A 15887-nucleotide genomic window follows, 5' to 3' on the forward strand; every position below is an offset into this window, starting at 1 on the left:
CGCAACAACCATAAACAACAACGACGCCAGAAGGCGCCATTGTTGTATGCATTATTGAGTGCGATTTAAAACTGCACATCGCCACTTAAATGCGGGCGACGGCCTTTGCTGTCACGTAATTCAAATACCATATTATCGGTGTTCTGCTCATAGCCAAACCCGACATCGGCAGGCATCAACAGTGGCAGTTTAAAGGTCACATCCACAGTAAATGGACGATCGCCAATACTTGGCATCAACTCCGCCAAACAACGGGCCTTAGACCACATACCATGGGCGAGCACGCGATCAAAACCAAAACGCTTTGAGAGCACAGGATGCAAGTGGATCAAATTATAGTCGCCAGACGCCTTAGCATAACGACGGCCTAAATCTTCACTCAAGCGCCAGCTTTGCGGCGTTTCCCACGCCATATCAATGGCTTTAGGTGGACGAACCCGACGTCCAGCAACATCGATACGATATAAATAGGTGGATAGCGATTCCCAAACGAGTTCTTCACCCACAAACGCCTTAGACACAAATTCAAACTCTAAGCCTGAATCAGTCTCACGGCTTGTGGTCAAGGCGCACTCGAGGGAGAAAGTCTCGTCAACCGTCACTGGGCGATACACTTGAATGCGGTTCTTGAGGTGGATCATCCCAAGCAGCGGGAAAGTGATGCCATCGTGGGTAAAAATCACCGCATGCAGGCGAAATGCCATCACATAGAGATAGGTTGGCGGCAGCACTTTACCGTCAAATTGAAAACCACACACCTGCGCGTATTGGCTTACTTTAGTTTCAGACACAGTCACATGCGGCGCGGTCACCTTAATATGGGGCAGCGGTTGCTGATCCCAACCCGGCTTACGGCCAAAGAAGATCTTGCGATAAAGAGAAAACAGCGACGGCATCGCGTTCAATTCAACACAATATGCATTATTCAAGTCTGAGTACCTTTTAATTAACTATCCCTTGGCACATAAATGCATTGCCATAAATTACCCCGCACAGACGAGTAACGTCTGCTCAATCAAGTTGATAACGAGTGTAAAACAGGCAGCGCTGCGTCTTAATAAGGGCTGATGCTGACTCACCGAATGGATAGCTATAGAGTCAGGTTTGTCGAAAACGGCGTGATTATAACCCAGAGGACAGAGTTCTGTGTATCCCTAAGTTTAGTAGGAATAATTACTACCAATAAAATCAATAGATTAAAATATCACGATGTAAATCTGTCCATCTCGATTCGGCAATAACATCTCCTGAGTGCGAAAAATTTACGTCTGTGCCACACTATCGTTCCACTCTCTTTAACCTAGTTATCACGTGCAAGATAAGAATTTCGACAAGCTCGCGCAAAAATTTGCGAAAAACATTTATGGTACGCCTAAAGGCGACATTCGTGCCGCCGTACTGTGGCGCGACCTCGCACCTGCGCTAGCAAAACTGGGGAATAGAAAACTCAGAGTATTAGATGCAGGCGGTGGTTTTGGTTACTTTAGCCAAAAATTGGCCCGCCTCGGCCACGAAGTGGTGCTGTGCGATATCTCAGCGGAGATGTTGGCGCAAGCGCAAGAACAGATAGATGCATCGCCTGAACCATTAGCTATCCAGCTCATCCATGCGCCTATTCAAGCACTATCGGTCGAGCACCATGGCTATTTCGATATCATATTGTGCCATGCCGTCGTCGAATGGTTAACGGATGCTAAGCCCACTATGGCGGGCCTACTCACTATGCTTAAACCCGCGGGAATATTCTCTTTGATGTTTTACAACAAAGAAGCCATGCGCTTTCATGCCTTAGTGTCGGGCAATTTCGATTACGTCGCCGCAGATTTAAAAGTAAAGAAGAAAGTACAGCTAACACCCACTCATCCACTTTATATTCAAGAGGTTAAAGAGTGGTTTAGCGATTGGCAAATGTCACTCATCAGCCAGTCCGGCGTGCGGGTGATCCACGACTATTTGAAAAAGAGTCAGCCAGTGGATTTCGATTATCAAAAACTACTGAAAATGGAGCTCGAGTATTCGCAACGCGAGCCCTACATTTCGCTGGGTCGATATGTACACTTTTTAGGGCAGAGTCCTGCAGGTTAAATGCGCATCGCTCTAAGCACTGCGACCTAAACGATTACTGGCAAGTCTGTTTCCAGCAGGCGCTCACTTTGGCGCCTGCTTGCTCTAGCAGTTGCACCACACTTTTATCCCCCACAACATGACCCGCGCCAACCACTACAAATAATGGTGAAGTTATTTCAGTCGAGCCCATTAACTTTATAATGCCGTCGGCCATCACATGGTTTCGCCGCCAGAGGATTTTCTCTAGCATCTCAGTGTCGCCCTCGCCGCCCATTTGCTCCTGCATTATGCTATCAAGCTCAGCTTCATTACCTGAGCGCCAAGCCGCAATTAACGATAAAAGATCTGCATCCGACGTACTAATCGCCTCACGCACCATAGACCACTGCGCTTGGCTATCAAAGGACGCTAATAACTGAAATTGCGACTCGGCGGTTTCTAACTGATACACAGGTAAAGCCGCATGACGGGCCATCAACTGCATATCAACGCCATAATCCGTGCTGTAACCTAAGTTGTTATAACGTATTAAGTTAACTTGCGTGGCTTGCAGCCAAGGCGCGAAGGATTGAATCGACTGACAAACATTCGCCGTGGCAGCGCAGTAAGGCGTCATGCTCTCAACCGTTTGTTTATCTCGGCTCTGCCAATCTAAACCTTTGGTTTTATCGGCGCGGCCGTATTGGCGCAGCAAGGCATTGCTATCGGCTTTATTCATATCGACTTCCACGACTAAGCCCTTCGCTTTGCCAAGCGCGGTTTCAATTTGGGTGGGTAAAGGATAAAAATCGGCACGTCCAATATGAATCGAACCCAGTAGATACGCGCTCTTTCCTTGCCATTGCACTTGATAAAATGGCGGCTTATCGGTTTCGGTACTCACCGCTTTGGTGCTCCAACCCGTCAACGCCAGAAAACAGATTGATGCAATTAATCGCCATTGGCTTGTTGCCATATCCTTTGCCCCTTATAATTCCTGCAAATTTTGCAATGAGACGCTGTTATGCCACATACCAAGGTTATAGAGCAACTGAAAGAGAATCTTCAAATCGCCTATCGCCAAGCCATAGACGCCGACGCTAAGTTAGATGAGCTAAAGAAAGCTGGCCATGGAAACTTCACCAGCATATTCACGGCAGAACAAGGTTTTATCGCTTCGAGTAATCGTTTTCTACCCTATGTACAAGAGTTGGTCGATGACTTAACTCGTATGGAAGAATATGAAGCGCTCGATCCTAAAGAACTCGAAACCTATGTACGCCAGCTCGGCGCTTTACTGCAAACGCTGCAGGCCTTTAAGACGCAAAGCTAACCTAGATGAAGAGCTGAAACTCGCCAGTAGACTTCAGCTCTTTTCATCTGCTATCCACTCAAAACCCCCGCATAGCTAGCGTTAAGCTCCCTCAAAATTGTCATCATTTTGTCATTTCTAAGTCATAGACTCCGCTCACATAGACGAAAGGGCTGACGTAATGACAAGTTTAGATCTGGCTAAAGAGCTCGATAAGATAATTTCTAAATCGGCAATTAATCCCTTATTTCAGCCAATTTTCAATATATTAGAACATAAGATCCACGGTTTTGAAGCCCTAAGTCGCGGCCCTGAACACAGCCCGTTATACTCCCCAGTGCCGCTATTTCAGACCGCAGAGCATGAAGGCAAGTTAAGCGAGTTAGAAACCCTTTGTCGGCGCATTTCACTCGAGCAATTTAAGCTGCGTCAGTTCCAAGGCAAGCTGTTTATCAATATATCACCCAAGGCATTATTAGATCCCGCGCATCCCAAGGGTATGACCTTACAGCTGTTGCAACAACTCGGCATAGCGCCATCGCAGGTGGTGATTGAGCTGTCGGAGCAATATCCCGCCGATGATATCGACTTACTCAAATCTTGCTTGAATCATTATCGTAGCCAAGGTTTTTTAACGGCCATCGATGACTTAGGCGCAGGTTATTCAGGCCTAAGACTTTGGTCAGAATTGTCGCCCGACTATGTCAAAATCGACCGCCACTTTATCCATGAAATTGATTCGACCCCCGTCAAACAAGAGTTTGTCCGCTCAATTGTGGAGTTATGCCAAAGCTTAACCTGCAAAGTGATAGCAGAAGGGATTGAAACGCAAGAGGAATTAGCCGTACTCAAACAACTGGGTATCGTCTATTGCCAAGGCTATTTGTTAGGTCGTCCAGAAGTGCTCCCCTGCCGCGCGATGAAAGCGACCTTAGTGCCAAACAATACTCAGATTCAACCTAGATACAGCGAATCCGCCGAAAGCCTGTGCACGAACGCCATCACAGTGGCGCCCACACTCAAACTCAAATTTTTAAGTGACACCTTTAGCTCGCAACCCGCACTGCAGGCGGTTGTGGTAGTCGATAATCAGTTGCCGCTGGGGATTATCAGCCGCGCGACCTTACTCGAACTTTTCAGTACGCCCTATGGTCGTGCCTTGCATGAGAATCATGCCGTAAGTGAAGTGATGGACCCGCAGGTCATCCAAATTGAGGCCAACGAACCCTTATCTACTGTGAGCCAATTGCTGACCTCGGAGACGGCCAATACAGTCGCTCAGCAGTTCATCATACTTCGCCGAGGCAAACTGCTCGGCATAGGCCACACTAAAGATTTACTGCAAAGGATCACAGAGCACAGAATTAAGATGGCCCGCCATGCAAATCCTCTGACAGACTTGCCGGGCAATGTGCCCATTCAGGAGGAATTAAAACGCCTTAAAATCCAAAAGAAACACTTTTATCTAGCCTATTTTGATTTATGTAACTTTAAGCCCTATAACGATATTTATGGCTTTTGTCGCGGCGATGAAGTGATTTGTGAAGTGACTAATCTGTTACTGAAATATAAAAGTGACAATTGCTTTATCGGCCATGTGGGCGGCGATGACTTTGTGATTATCAGCACCTGTGAACATATGATCAGCCGTTGTCAGCGAATTCTTGCGGACTTTGAAACCCATAAGCATTTGTTTTACAGCGCCGAGCATTGGCAAGCCCAAGAGATGCTCGCCGACGATAGACAAGGCGAAGCCTGCTACCATCAATTGATCAGCCTGTGCGTGGGTATCTTGCCACCAGCACTGACCTTTAACGCCAATGAACATAGCCTGTCGACCTTAAGTGCCCGAGCAAAAAAACAGGCAAAATCCGCGAATAACGGATTTTACCTGTTAGAAAATCACCTTACTATCGAGACTCAAGCGCTCAGTGCTTGAGTCTTAAGTGACCGATTTAACAATTGAAGGATTGACGATTAAAGTTGTGGGGCAATCGTCTTCTTTAACCAATCAGTCAACATTTTGGTTTCGTACATAAAAGGTTTGTCACTTAGAGACTGTATCCCCCCCATGAAACCCATATCCGTCAGTTTTTCATCACCCGCAATAATCACTTTATCGTTTTCTAAAACTTGATAGGAAAAAGTTATACGCGGTGGATAAATGTCTTTAATAATGCGTAAATCATTGGCGGTCGCACCAAAGGTTGGGCGCATATCTCCCGCCAGATCAACATCGGTGATCGTCATTTCAAGCTTTTGATTCGGCTTTAAAATCTTCGCCGCTTCTTTATTGATGTTTTCTGTTAAGGTCTCAAATAAGCGCTTCTCATAGCGGGATTGGATTTCCCCCGATGATTTGATATCGCGAAAATCCTTAGGACTTTGCCAAACAATTTTAACCACCCCATCTTCGGTGACGGGATTCACTGGCGCTTCATCGGCCGCCCAAGCCGCACTGCAACTTAATACACCTGCGAGTAAAAGGGACTGAATTTTCATGTTTGCCTCCAAGGCCTAGATAACTTTCTGAGAACCACAGTACAAAATCTAACCTGAACTAGAGCTTAACGCAAAACTGATATAAGTACAGCTAATGCTATGTAAGCTTTTGTATAAATACGTAAATTTTATCTGATAACCACAATTGACACGTATCTTTTTGTATCGAGACTGCACTAAGTAAGTGCATAGTTATCAATTTGTGAACATTTTACGCGCATAACCACAAAAAAAACGTTATCCTTCCGCTATTGTTTACATGGCTCACTTAATAAAAATGAAATTCCCCGTTGTACCTGTGTTCATTCTTATCCTGTTTACCTGCGTGGTTAGTGCGATTTGGTTTATCTCCCCGAGTGATAAAAATACCGGCCCTAAAACTTGGTCAGCCTTTATCTATAACCATGGCTATGACTCTGGAAAGTATAAAAAAACGGATAACTTTGACAGCTATGAGACCTGCCGCGATTTTGCTCGCGAACAATCGGCCTTTTACGACGATGTACCTTGGGAATGTGGTTCTATGTGCCAATTCGATACACGCAAGCAAGGCTTTCAATGCAAAGAAATGAAGAATGAGCGCTAACTAACCGTTCAGCATAGGTTCAATATTTATACAATAAGCTAAGCCCCTCACAGCACAACTCGTTTTCTTTACCGTCTAAGGATGCACGATTTAGAACTGACGTGTTAAACGTAATTTTTAACTTGGAGCTTACCTATGAACCTAAAAATAGCTAACTTATCAAATTCTTACTCACATAAATTTGCTTTACTAGCCCTGCTAACGATCGGAACTTGCATAAGTCTTTCAAGCCATGCGGCGCCATTGACCATCAGCCAACAACAGGCGGTTAACGCTCATTTTAGCAAATTGGCTCAGACGCAACATGCGGCTGAAACCCAAATGACTGAGCAGCTTAAGCAAGATTTTACTCAGCAATTAACCGTGCAAGAACATGAGTTTATGAATGACATCTGCCCTAAATACGGCATGACCTTCGATGTCACAACCAATGCCTGCTTACGCTCATAAGCGATTGCCAAGATTAAAATGGAAAACGGGCGCTGAGCTCAGGGTATTGTTGCTTTAAATCCTTGGACTTAGTGCTAAATTTCTTCCCTACGGGCGTCGCCTTGCCCGATGGCGTAAAGGGCAATTCATCACCGGTTCTATCTTCATATAATTGCCCAGCAATAAGATCGTATTCATCCACAAAGGGATAAGCATAGGCATCTCGCTCAGGCCAAGCGGCTAAACGCGCTAAAGTATCAGGCTGATTGACTACACCATCGTAGATTTCTTTGCCGAGTGAAATCAAAAAACACCTGAATTCGGCAAAAGCATATTCAGAATCACAGCCAGTAATAATGTAAGCCGCACCCCACACCGACCACAAATAGCTCCGGCGCATCTGCTGACCAAAGATTTTATCGAAGGCTTTTAACTCTTCATTACTCAGTTCGGCGAGTTTCTGCTTCAGTGCTTGAGTCAAAGACTCCTGTGATTGCGCCGCTTCCGTTCGCGTGACTAAACCCCAAAACTCAACTTCTGTCATAAACTTCACCTATTAGAGCCTTTCACAAAAAGGCATATTCTACACGATATTAAGGTTATGCTGGACTCGGATTAGGGCATTTCCTACACTTGCTCATCTTCTTCGCTACTTGTCTACACATACATCTATGCCTAAACGTCTTATGCTACTGATCTCTTTATATTGCCTCTTCAGCATTGCCGCACTTTTACGGGCTGTGACAACGCAATCCTTTGATGTATTCACCCTAGGCGTCCTCCCCGTGCTCGTTGGCATAATGATGCGCACCCCGTGGTCGAGCTTAGTATTGAAGATTTATATCGGCATGCAAACCTTAGGATTTTCCGCCCTAGGCATTACAGCGATTATTGCCTATCGTATTACCCCTGAAGATGTAAAAGTGATTGTTTCTGGTCACAATATTCCTATGTTGCCGCTGACGATAAGCATTATTGTCATTTTACTCCTGCAATATTGGATCGCATTTTCTAAGGTCACGAGTCATTATTTGACCCGTCAAACGCAGTAATGGACATTTGTTGCTAAGCTGTTACTAATCGCGTAGCTTAGCGACCCAATAAAATACTTGCGACTCTTAACTTGAAGTAGACTATGAGCCATTTATCGCCCAGTGAACTTTCCATTCTTTTGGTAGAACCTTCAGATATCCAGCGTCGAATTATTATTCAACGCTTACAACAGGAAGGCATTCTCAGCATTCAAACCGCAGAAAACATTGAAGCGGCTAAAGATATTATTGCTCGCCACAAACCCGATCTTATCGCCAGCGCCATGCATTTTGATGATGGCACCGCCATCGATCTCTTAGGCTACTTAAGGGCTAGCGCTGACTGCAAAGATATTCAATTTATGCTGGTATCGAGCGAATGTCGCCGTGAGCAACTTGAGATATTCCGCCAATCGGGTGTGGTCGCTATCCTGCCTAAGCCCTTCAGTGCCGAGCATTTAGCCACAGCCTTAAATGCCACTATCGATCTGCTCAGCCACGATGAACTCGACCTCAGTAATTTCGATGTGCAGGATGTGCGCGTATTAGTGGTCGATGATAGCCGCATGGCAAGAAACGTTATTAAACGCACTATCGGTAACCTAGGGATGAAACTGATTACCGAGGCCGAAGATGGCGCACAGGCCATAGAGTTGATGAAAAACAATATGTTTGACTTAGTGATCACTGACTACAATATGCCAAGCGTAGATGGCCTTGCGCTGACTCAATATATCCGTAATGAAAGCCAACAATCACATATTCCCATCTTGATGGTGTCTTCCGAAGCCAACGATACCCACCTCAGCAATGTATCCCAAGCGGGTGTGAATGCCTTATGCGACAAGCCCTTTGAACCCAAATTGGTAAAAAAATTACTCTATCAACTGTTAGAAGAATAAAACCAGAATAAAACTTAAGTCACGAACTGAGCAAATATTCTGCGCTTTACCGAACATCCTGCGGCACCTTAGACGCAAAAGGCTTTCCAAGCGCTAAACCTTATGGCATGTTAGGCACGCTTATTTCAAATAAATCTACGGAAAGAAGAGACAATAAAAATGAACAAAACTGAACTTATCGCCAAAATTGCAGAAAATGCCGATCTAACGAAAGTAGAAGCCGCACGCGCATTGAAGTCTTTTGAAGCAGCCATTACCGAATCAATGAAAAATGGTGACAAAATCTCCATCGTAGGCTTCGGTTCGTTTGAAACTGCGACTCGTGCAGCTCGCACCGGCCGTAACCCACAAACAGGTAAAGAAATTCAAATCGCTGAAGCGACTGTGCCTAAGTTTAAAGCGGGTAAAACCCTACGCGACAGCGTAAACTAAGCGAGAAAATTCAAAACAACGCCTCCATTGTGAGGCGTTTTTTTTGCTTTCTTCCAGTGAAATCCTGAATACTTTTTGCACAACAAGAGTGCGCCTCTGCCCCATAAGCTGGCAAATAAAAACATTTCATTAACACTTGATATTCTAATGTATTGTTTTACATATGATTGTAATAGTGGCATGTGATTAGCAAATCCCTTCTTAGAAAAAAACCAAGATGCACTAATGACCACTGCTTACTTAAGTGCGCCAATGGTGAATCGATAAATAAGTCAATCGAGGGGATGAGCATGAAGAAATCACTGTATAGCGTTTTGGCCTTATCGACGGGAATGTTACTGGCTGGCAATGCCTTTGCAGCCGTATCAGGCAACATTGGTGGTACCTCTAATTACCTATGGCGCGGTGCGACCCAAACTAAAGATGCGGTCGCAATCCAAGGTGGGATTGACTACAGCCATGATTCTGGATTTTATGCCGGCACTTGGGCATCGAATGTGGATTTTGGTGACGATACGAGCTACGAGCTAGATCTCTACGCGGGTTATGGTGGCAATATTACCGAAGACATCAGTTACGACTTTGGCTACCTCTACTACGCCTACCCAGACGCTCCTGGCAGCATTGATTTTGGTGAACTCCATGCTGCAGTGACTTGGAAGTGGCTTGAACTGGGTTACTCCCATGTCATCAATGCCGGTGACGATGTCGCCTCCGATCCGTTAGATAATAAAGATCTCAGCTATCTTGCCGCGACTGTCTCTGTGCCTCTCACTGAAAAACTTAGCTTATCAGTGCACTATGGCTACTCAAGCGGTGATGTTGTGCAATCTTGGTTTGGCGAAGATAACTATGCCGACTATAACGTCACACTCAGTGCAGATACCAGCATGGGCACAGTGTCGTTCATGGTTTCTGATACCGATCTCACCGATGATGATGCCAAACTGGTACTCGGCTATTCCTACAGCTTTGATCTCTAAGGTCTAACATTTAGAGTCTTACGTCTAAGGGCTAAGCCCTAACCTCTAAGCTCTAAGCATAAAAAACGCCACCTTAAACGGTGGCGTTTTTTTAGCGTAATCAACTATTAGGCAATAATAGGTCTATTGGTTTTACGGGCAGCGACCATTTTCTCGATATATTCAACAATAGGCTCAGTCACTGAAATCCCTGTGGTTTGTTCAATCCCTTCAATGCCTGGCGCCGAATTCACCTCAAGGATCAAAGGACCACGATTAGAGCGTAAAATATCCACCCCAGCGACCACCAATCCCATCGCTTTCACCGCCGCAATCGCCATTTTACGTTCCACTGCAGTGATTTTAACCACCTCACCACAGCCACCCAAATGCAGATTAGAGCGAAAATCCCCCTCGGGACCTTGGCGCTTCATAGAGGCGATGACCTTGTCACCGACAACAAAACAACGAATATCACTGCCATTGGATTCTTTAATGTATTCCTGCACTAAGATATTCGCTTTCAGCCCCAAGAATGCTTCTATCACGCTCTCAGCAGCCGTTTTCGTCTCAGCTAATACCACGCCAATCCCTTGAGTACCTTCGAGTAACTTAATGACTAACGGAGCGCCGCCCACCATATTGATGAGGTCGGGGATATCATTTGGCTTATTGGCAAAGCCAGTCACAGGCATACCAATCCCTTTGCGGGAGAGCAATTGCAGCGCCCGTAATTTGTCCCGAGAACGCGCAATGGAGATCGAATCATTCGCGGCATACACGCCCATCATTTCGAACTGACGTACAACGGCACAACCATAAAAAGTCACGCTGGCATGAATACGCGGGATGATGGCATCAAAACCAACTAATTCAGTGCCTTCATAATGAATGCTAGGTTTAATGGAATTAATATTCATGTAGCAGTTCAGCGTATTGATCACGACCGCTTCATGTCCGCGGCTTTGACAAGCCGCCACTAAACGTTGCGTCGAATACAACTGGGGGAATTGGGATAAAATACCTATTTTCATTGCTGAGTGACCAACTTAAGCATGAGTGAATAAACCGTTCTGCAGCACTAAAAGTACAGCGACAGAAAAAGGGGCTGATATTTGTCTATTGCTCAGTGTAAAGCAAGAAAATATTCCTCACCAGACGAAATCACTATGCTATTGAAATAGTTCGGGACCTCTCACACAGGGAGCTGAGTTTGGGTTAATAGTGGCAGAATATACTTGGCCTCAAACGCCGCGGTATCTAAGGGACGTGAAAATAAATACCCTTGTAAAACCGTGCAATGGCGTGCAGTACAAAACTCTGCTTGCTCTAACGTTTCAACACCCTCCGCCACAGAAATAACATTAAACCCATAGGCAAAGTTGAGTAAAGCGGCGAGCAATCGGGTGTCTTTTTCATCTTTGTCGTAGGAAGCGACAAAGCTTTTATCGATTTTCAGCACGCTGATCGGAAACAGTTTGATGTGTTCTAATGACGAAAAACCCGTCCCGAAGTCATCGAGGGCAAAACGCACCCCTAATCCGGCGATTCTATCGAGCACTTTGGCATGTTCATGGGGATCTTCAATGAGGCAATTCTCTGTAATTTCAAGCTCTAATGCTCCAGCAGGCAAGCCTGTCTTAGTCAATATATGCACTATTTTATCGAACAGGTTCTCATTGCCTATTTGAGAGGCTGAGAGGTTAACTGCAATAGTAAATTCTTGGCCTAAAGGCTGTAACTGGGATAACCAAATCTGAGCTTGGGTACAGGCTTGTTCAAGCACCCAATCATCAATGTCATCCATTAAGCCAATTTCGTCAGCAATAGGTAAAAATTGATCGGGGGCGATAATGCCATCCACTGGATGCTGCCATCGGATAAGGGCTTCCATCCCCACCAACTGATGGGTTTTCGCATTAACCTGTGCTTGATAGTGGACCTTAAACTCATTTCTTTTTAAGGCCATACGCAAACTTGATTCGATATGATTGCGGTAGCGCACCTCTTTGTCTAAGGCTTCGGAATAAAACTGGATCTGGTTTCGGCCCATCTTTTTAGCACGATACATTGCGATATCGGCGCATTTCATCAGCTCAGAACTGTTCGAAGCCGCTTCATTATAAAAAGCCACACCGATACTGGCACCGATAAGCACATCGTTATCACCGAGGCAAAATTCATCCTCAAAGACTTTTAGTAGTCGATTGGCCACTATCATGGGGAAATATTTATAATCGTTATCCGTCACCAGTACGACAAATTCGTCCCCGCCTAAGCGGGCAATAATATCGCCATCGCGCAGCACTTCACTTAATCGAGCCGCCACTTGAACTAACAGCACATCACCAGTTTGGTGGCCTAAAGTGTCATTGATCGCTTTAAAATCATCGAGATCGAGTAAGATAACGGCTAAATAATCGTGGCAACGTTTCGCCCTTGCGATCGCTCGATTCAGACACAGTTCAAAGCCATAACGATTAACCAACTTAGTAAGCGAGTCGTGCTCGGCCAGCTCTTTGAGTTTTTGATGGCTATTACGTAACGCCAATGCCATTGAAGATCTTTGTTTTGCGTAGCGAATCGCACGGGTTAGTATCCGCGAATTAACCTCATCCTTGAGCAGAAAATCCTGCGCACCTAATTCAATACAGCGCTGGGCCAATTTCTCATCTTCATAGCGACTCAGCATCACGACCACAGTCTGATCTTGCGTCATGGCATTGAGCTTAATCAACACTTCTAACCCATTGGCATCGGGCAATAAATAATCCAATAGAATGCCGTCGAAATGACGTTCTAAGGCAAGATTCAAACCATCAAATGCACAATTGGCTTCGATCACATTAAACGTCAACTTTGACTGCCTAAGTGCTCGGATAATTGCCGTTCTATCGACTTCATCATCATCGATCAGTAGTAAATCCATATACTCACCTTATGCGGATGGGAGCTCGACTATTCGCCAGTAACCTTCAAGCATATTAAAAATATTGTTAAAACCGTCCTTTATGTCAGTTTTAACCATGTAGCCAGCCACATGATGGCTATAGGCTTTCATTCTATCTTCATCGGTACTCGACGTCGTGAGCATAAAAACGACAGATGATGAAAGTGAAGGATCTGAACGTATCCGCTCAAGAAACTCAAAGCCATTCATTCTTGGCATATTAAGGTCGAGCAAAATAAGATACGGGCCTTTAATCGTGTCTAAGCTGGTGAGAATCGCTAGTGCCTCAATGCCATCCCGCGCTCGTACTAAGGGATTGAGTAACCTAAGTTGCCTCATCGCCCGCTGCACGGCCATGTAATCCACATCATCGTCATCAACTAATAAAATGGTGACCTGTTGATATTGATCTGCTGCTCTCATAGAAGCTCCTTTTTCACTATTTGCTTAGGCCAAGTAAAGTAAAAACAACAGCCTCTGCCCTGCGATTTGAGTTGAATATTCCCACCTAAACTTTCAACTGTTTTCTTCACAAGTGATAACCCTAAACCACTGCCCTCGACTTCATCCCTAGGTTTAAGTGTTTGAAACATTTCGAAGACTTTATTCTGATAGGCACTTGAGATACCAGGGCCATCGTCTATCACACTGAATAGATAATGTTTATCCGCGGCCTCACATAAGACAGTGATCACACCTGTGCCTAAGTCATGGTGTTTAATGGCATTGCTGATTAAATTTCGTATCACCAATTCCAACAGTGCGCGTACAGTATGGAAATTTGGAAACTCCCCTTTTAGAACTAATTCAAACCCCTGTGGCGGCGCGACGAGCGCAAACATGTCTTCAGCCAGTTGCCGACTGTTGACCTCTGTGGTTTCAGTATCGACACGGCCAATACGGGAGAACATCAATAGCCCATCGAGCAGTAACACCATGCGATGAATACGACTTTGGATCAGCCCAAGATATTTCTGCACGTTTTCATTGGTGTTATCGGATAAATCCTCTGCTAACCAAGATGTTAACTGCTCGATACCCCGTAGTGGGGATTTCAAATCATGGGAGGCGATATAGGCAAAGCGGTCGAGTTCTTGATTAATCCGCTCAAGCTCTTGCATGTGTTCTGCACGCTGGACTTCAATGCGCTTACGTTCAGACACATTGTTAATCGTCGCGAGAATGAAAATGCCATTACTGAAATGAATAGGCGTCAGCCCCACCTCTATCGCGAGTCGACTGCCATCTTTACAACAGCCAAATAAGTCATCCCGCAACGACATATTTTTCGCAATGGGCTGCACTAAGTAATTATTCATGTGCTGCTGATGCGCATCCCTCAGCGCGTCTGGCAATAACATATTGATAGAGCGGCCGAGTAACTCGTCTCTGGCATAACCAAATAAGCGTTCGGCATGGGTGTTCACTAACGTAATAAACCCTGCCTTATCGACCATAAATAGTGCGCTTGGGGAGGCTTCAATGACGAGTCTAAAGCGTTTTTCATTCGCGATTAGCTCAGAGGTAAGTAATGACTCTTTATATCGATTACGCGCCATGATTAGCACAGAATAAAACAGCGCCAAAATGAATGCACAACCGATAAATTGCAGCCAGATACCTTGGGTCTCTTCCGATCTTGAGATAAAACGCGATTGTGATGAAATGTCTAAGCGCCACTGCTTACCGCCAATCAAGTCGGTCTGTGACTGATAAAACACATCTTTTTGATTTGGCAGTACTTTACTGCTAGTAAACATTAAACTGTCGGCACTTGCCTGCGGGCTTTCATAAATGGCGAGCTTCAAACCTGAGAATCGATCCCCCATAATTCCTTGCATGAGGTCGTCCATCCTAAACGCCGCATACACGAGTCCAATCGCCTGCTGCTTCCGCTCTGCCTCCGTTGCCACAATTCCTTGATAAATTGGCAAATACATCAAAAAACCCGCTTTAGCATCTTCGGGAGTATCTTGAACTAAAGCGACCTTGCCAGAGATAGTTGGCTGGCCAGTGCTAATGGCGTGATCTATGGCTTTACGCCGATTAGCCTCGGAACACATGTCATAGCCAAAAGCTCTTTGATTGCGCCAATCAAAAGGTTCTAAATACAAGATCACGCAATACTGATCACGAACTCCTTCAGGGTATATTTTATAGTCTTTAAAGCCTTCGGCTTGAACTTGTTGGACGTGGGCATCTAATGTGTCAGGTTTAAGTAACTGAGCATAGCCAAAGCCTTGGAAACCCGGGTAATACTCGGATAAATGCGCATTGACAACATAGGTTTGCCATTCCTTGCGGGTCACACTATTGGAGGACAATAACAAGCCGACACCACCGCGTAAGACTTGCTCGTAGGCAAGCATTCTGCGATTCACCGCTTCGGTTAACTCTTGAACACTGTTCTCGAAACGCTCTTCACCCCTATCTCTAAGATATTGCTCCAGCACATACCAAGAAATGCCCATAAAAAGTAAAGCAGCGACAATCATCAGCCAGCTAGAACTCAGCACGCTAAAGTAGATATTATTTGATGGGCTATGCGATTTAGAAAACTCATCCTTGTCCATATGAGCCAATTCCCTAGCAAACGAACAGCAATAAACAATGTTACAAGTGTTGTTGTAATTACGCCTAAATTCAAGTTTATCCTACTATTTAACTAGGAATTAACCCGAATATATCGATGACGATGTTGTGCTCTCAATCACAAAATAAGCAAGAACTGAATT

17 protein-coding genes are annotated in these 15887 nt (G+C 45.1%); 9 read left to right on the forward strand and 8 right to left on the reverse strand.

Annotated elements, in window-relative coordinates:
• Positions 1-65: 65 nt before the first annotated feature.
• Entirely contained in the window at positions 66-896 is an 831-nt protein-coding gene (locus MO387_RS12465) for a MaoC/PaaZ C-terminal domain-containing protein (protein WP_011845701.1), read from the reverse strand.
• A gap of 415 nt (positions 897-1311) precedes the next feature.
• On the opposite strand from MO387_RS12465, the gene MO387_RS12470 reads away from it, so the two are divergent.
• A complete protein-coding gene (locus MO387_RS12470; protein ID WP_107949339.1) occupies positions 1312-2085 on the forward strand; it encodes a methyltransferase domain-containing protein in 774 nt (257 codons plus the stop codon).
• A gap of 34 nt (positions 2086-2119) precedes the next feature.
• Here the strand turns inward: MO387_RS12470 and MO387_RS12475 are convergent, their stop codons facing one another.
• Positions 2120-3022 carry a TraB/GumN family protein gene (locus MO387_RS12475; protein WP_107949341.1) on the reverse strand — a complete coding sequence of 301 codons (903 nt, stop codon included), beginning with the start codon at positions 3020-3022 and terminating at the stop codon, positions 2120-2122.
• Between the two features lie 48 nt (positions 3023-3070).
• On the opposite strand from MO387_RS12475, the gene MO387_RS12480 reads away from it, so the two are divergent.
• Positions 3071-3379 (forward strand): hypothetical protein, encoded by a 309-nt coding sequence (locus tag MO387_RS12480; RefSeq protein ID WP_006079998.1) that lies wholly within the window; start codon positions 3071-3073, stop codon positions 3377-3379.
• Positions 3380-3539: 160 nt separating this feature from the next.
• Positions 3540-5297 carry a GGDEF domain-containing protein gene (locus tag MO387_RS12485; protein WP_011845698.1) on the forward strand — a complete coding sequence of 586 codons (1758 nt, stop codon included), beginning with the start codon at positions 3540-3542 and terminating at the stop codon, positions 5295-5297.
• Positions 5298-5335: 38 nt separating this feature from the next.
• Here the strand turns inward: MO387_RS12485 and MO387_RS12490 are convergent, their stop codons facing one another.
• Positions 5336-5860 carry a DUF3016 domain-containing protein gene (locus MO387_RS12490; RefSeq protein ID WP_012090284.1) on the reverse strand — a complete coding sequence of 175 codons (525 nt, stop codon included), beginning with the start codon at positions 5858-5860 and terminating at the stop codon, positions 5336-5338.
• Positions 5861-6137: 277 nt separating this feature from the next.
• Between MO387_RS12490 and MO387_RS12495 the strand changes: the two genes are divergently transcribed.
• Together MO387_RS12495 and MO387_RS12500 are read left to right on the forward strand one after the other, a co-directional pair.
• Positions 6138-6446 carry a hypothetical protein gene (locus MO387_RS12495; RefSeq protein ID WP_012090285.1) on the forward strand — a complete coding sequence of 103 codons (309 nt, stop codon included), beginning with the start codon at positions 6138-6140 and terminating at the stop codon, positions 6444-6446.
• A gap of 135 nt (positions 6447-6581) precedes the next feature.
• Positions 6582-6896, forward strand: a complete 315-nt coding sequence (locus MO387_RS12500; RefSeq protein ID WP_107949343.1) for a hypothetical protein — start codon at positions 6582-6584, stop codon at positions 6894-6896.
• A 13-nt stretch (positions 6897-6909) separates the two neighbouring features.
• Here the strand turns inward: MO387_RS12500 and MO387_RS12505 are convergent, their stop codons facing one another.
• Positions 6910-7419 carry a DUF4240 domain-containing protein gene (locus MO387_RS12505; protein WP_107949345.1) on the reverse strand — a complete coding sequence of 170 codons (510 nt, stop codon included), beginning with the start codon at positions 7417-7419 and terminating at the stop codon, positions 6910-6912.
• A gap of 127 nt (positions 7420-7546) precedes the next feature.
• On the opposite strand from MO387_RS12505, the gene MO387_RS12510 reads away from it, so the two are divergent.
• The 4 genes from MO387_RS12510 to MO387_RS12525 all read left to right on the forward strand — a co-directional run bounded on the left by MO387_RS12510 (position 7547) and on the right by MO387_RS12525 (position 10223).
• A complete protein-coding gene (locus tag MO387_RS12510; protein WP_006079992.1) occupies positions 7547-7927 on the forward strand; it encodes a hypothetical protein in 381 nt (126 codons plus the stop codon).
• Between the two features lie 83 nt (positions 7928-8010).
• Positions 8011-8808: a response regulator gene (locus tag MO387_RS12515; RefSeq protein ID WP_006079991.1), complete on the forward strand. Its 798-nt coding sequence runs from the start codon at positions 8011-8013 to the stop codon at positions 8806-8808.
• A gap of 159 nt (positions 8809-8967) precedes the next feature.
• A complete protein-coding gene (locus MO387_RS12520; RefSeq protein WP_006079990.1) occupies positions 8968-9240 on the forward strand; it encodes an HU family DNA-binding protein in 273 nt (90 codons plus the stop codon).
• Positions 9241-9530: 290 nt separating this feature from the next.
• Positions 9531-10223 (forward strand): TorF family putative porin, encoded by a 693-nt coding sequence (locus tag MO387_RS12525; protein ID WP_107949350.1) that lies wholly within the window; start codon positions 9531-9533, stop codon positions 10221-10223.
• 107 nt (positions 10224-10330) lie between these two features.
• On the opposite strand, the gene rimK is transcribed toward MO387_RS12525, so the two are convergent.
• The 4 genes from rimK to MO387_RS12545 all read right to left on the reverse strand — a co-directional run bounded on the left by rimK (position 10331) and on the right by MO387_RS12545 (position 15725).
• Positions 10331-11236, reverse strand: a complete 906-nt coding sequence (gene rimK / locus MO387_RS12530; protein WP_107949353.1) for a 30S ribosomal protein S6--L-glutamate ligase — start codon at positions 11234-11236, stop codon at positions 10331-10333.
• Positions 11237-11397: 161 nt separating this feature from the next.
• Complete coding sequence (locus MO387_RS12535; RefSeq protein ID WP_107949355.1) at positions 11398-13131, reverse strand: GGDEF domain-containing response regulator; 1734 nt, start codon at positions 13129-13131, stop codon at positions 11398-11400.
• A gap of 9 nt (positions 13132-13140) precedes the next feature.
• Positions 13141-13575 carry a response regulator gene (locus tag MO387_RS12540; protein ID WP_006079986.1) on the reverse strand — a complete coding sequence of 145 codons (435 nt, stop codon included), beginning with the start codon at positions 13573-13575 and terminating at the stop codon, positions 13141-13143.
• A complete protein-coding gene (locus MO387_RS12545; RefSeq protein ID WP_107949357.1) occupies positions 13572-15725 on the reverse strand; it encodes a CHASE domain-containing protein in 2154 nt (717 codons plus the stop codon). The genes MO387_RS12540 and MO387_RS12545 overlap by 4 nt, the downstream gene beginning before the upstream one ends.
• Between the last annotated feature and the right edge of the window lie 162 nt (positions 15726-15887).

The sequence above is a fragment of the Shewanella sp. N2AIL genome (assembly GCF_022690845.1).
GTDB lineage: Bacteria > Pseudomonadota > Gammaproteobacteria > Enterobacterales > Shewanellaceae > Shewanella > Shewanella baltica.

What these genes read in the sequence shown, in the direction of transcription:
- rimK (WP_107949353.1), bottom strand. Translation starts at nt 11,236, where the DNA reads ATGAAAATAGGTATTTTATCCCAATTCCCCCAGTTGTATTCGACGCAA.
- MO387_RS12465 (WP_011845701.1), bottom strand. Translation starts at nt 896, where the DNA reads ATGCCGTCGCTGTTTTCTCTTTATCGCAAGATCTTCTTTGGCCGTAAG.
- MO387_RS12545 (WP_107949357.1), bottom strand. Translation starts at nt 15,725, where the DNA reads ATGGACAAGGATGAGTTTTCTAAATCGCATAGCCCATCAAATAATATC.
- MO387_RS12540 (WP_006079986.1), bottom strand. Translation starts at nt 13,575, where the DNA reads ATGAGAGCAGCAGATCAATATCAACAGGTCACCATTTTATTAGTTGAT.
- MO387_RS12505 (WP_107949345.1), bottom strand. Translation starts at nt 7,419, where the DNA reads ATGACAGAAGTTGAGTTTTGGGGTTTAGTCACGCGAACGGAAGCGGCG.
- MO387_RS12520 (WP_006079990.1), top strand. Translation starts at nt 8,968, where the DNA reads ATGAACAAAACTGAACTTATCGCCAAAATTGCAGAAAATGCCGATCTA.
- MO387_RS12535 (WP_107949355.1), bottom strand. Translation starts at nt 13,131, where the DNA reads ATGGATTTACTACTGATCGATGATGATGAAGTCGATAGAACGGCAATT.
- MO387_RS12500 (WP_107949343.1), top strand. Translation starts at nt 6,582, where the DNA reads ATGAACCTAAAAATAGCTAACTTATCAAATTCTTACTCACATAAATTT.
- MO387_RS12510 (WP_006079992.1), top strand. Translation starts at nt 7,547, where the DNA reads ATGCCTAAACGTCTTATGCTACTGATCTCTTTATATTGCCTCTTCAGC.
- MO387_RS12485 (WP_011845698.1), top strand. Translation starts at nt 3,540, where the DNA reads ATGACAAGTTTAGATCTGGCTAAAGAGCTCGATAAGATAATTTCTAAA.
- MO387_RS12515 (WP_006079991.1), top strand. Translation starts at nt 8,011, where the DNA reads ATGAGCCATTTATCGCCCAGTGAACTTTCCATTCTTTTGGTAGAACCT.
- MO387_RS12480 (WP_006079998.1), top strand. Translation starts at nt 3,071, where the DNA reads ATGCCACATACCAAGGTTATAGAGCAACTGAAAGAGAATCTTCAAATC.
- MO387_RS12490 (WP_012090284.1), bottom strand. Translation starts at nt 5,860, where the DNA reads ATGAAAATTCAGTCCCTTTTACTCGCAGGTGTATTAAGTTGCAGTGCG.
- MO387_RS12475 (WP_107949341.1), bottom strand. Translation starts at nt 3,022, where the DNA reads ATGGCAACAAGCCAATGGCGATTAATTGCATCAATCTGTTTTCTGGCG.
- MO387_RS12525 (WP_107949350.1), top strand. Translation starts at nt 9,531, where the DNA reads ATGAAGAAATCACTGTATAGCGTTTTGGCCTTATCGACGGGAATGTTA.
- MO387_RS12495 (WP_012090285.1), top strand. Translation starts at nt 6,138, where the DNA reads ATGAAATTCCCCGTTGTACCTGTGTTCATTCTTATCCTGTTTACCTGC.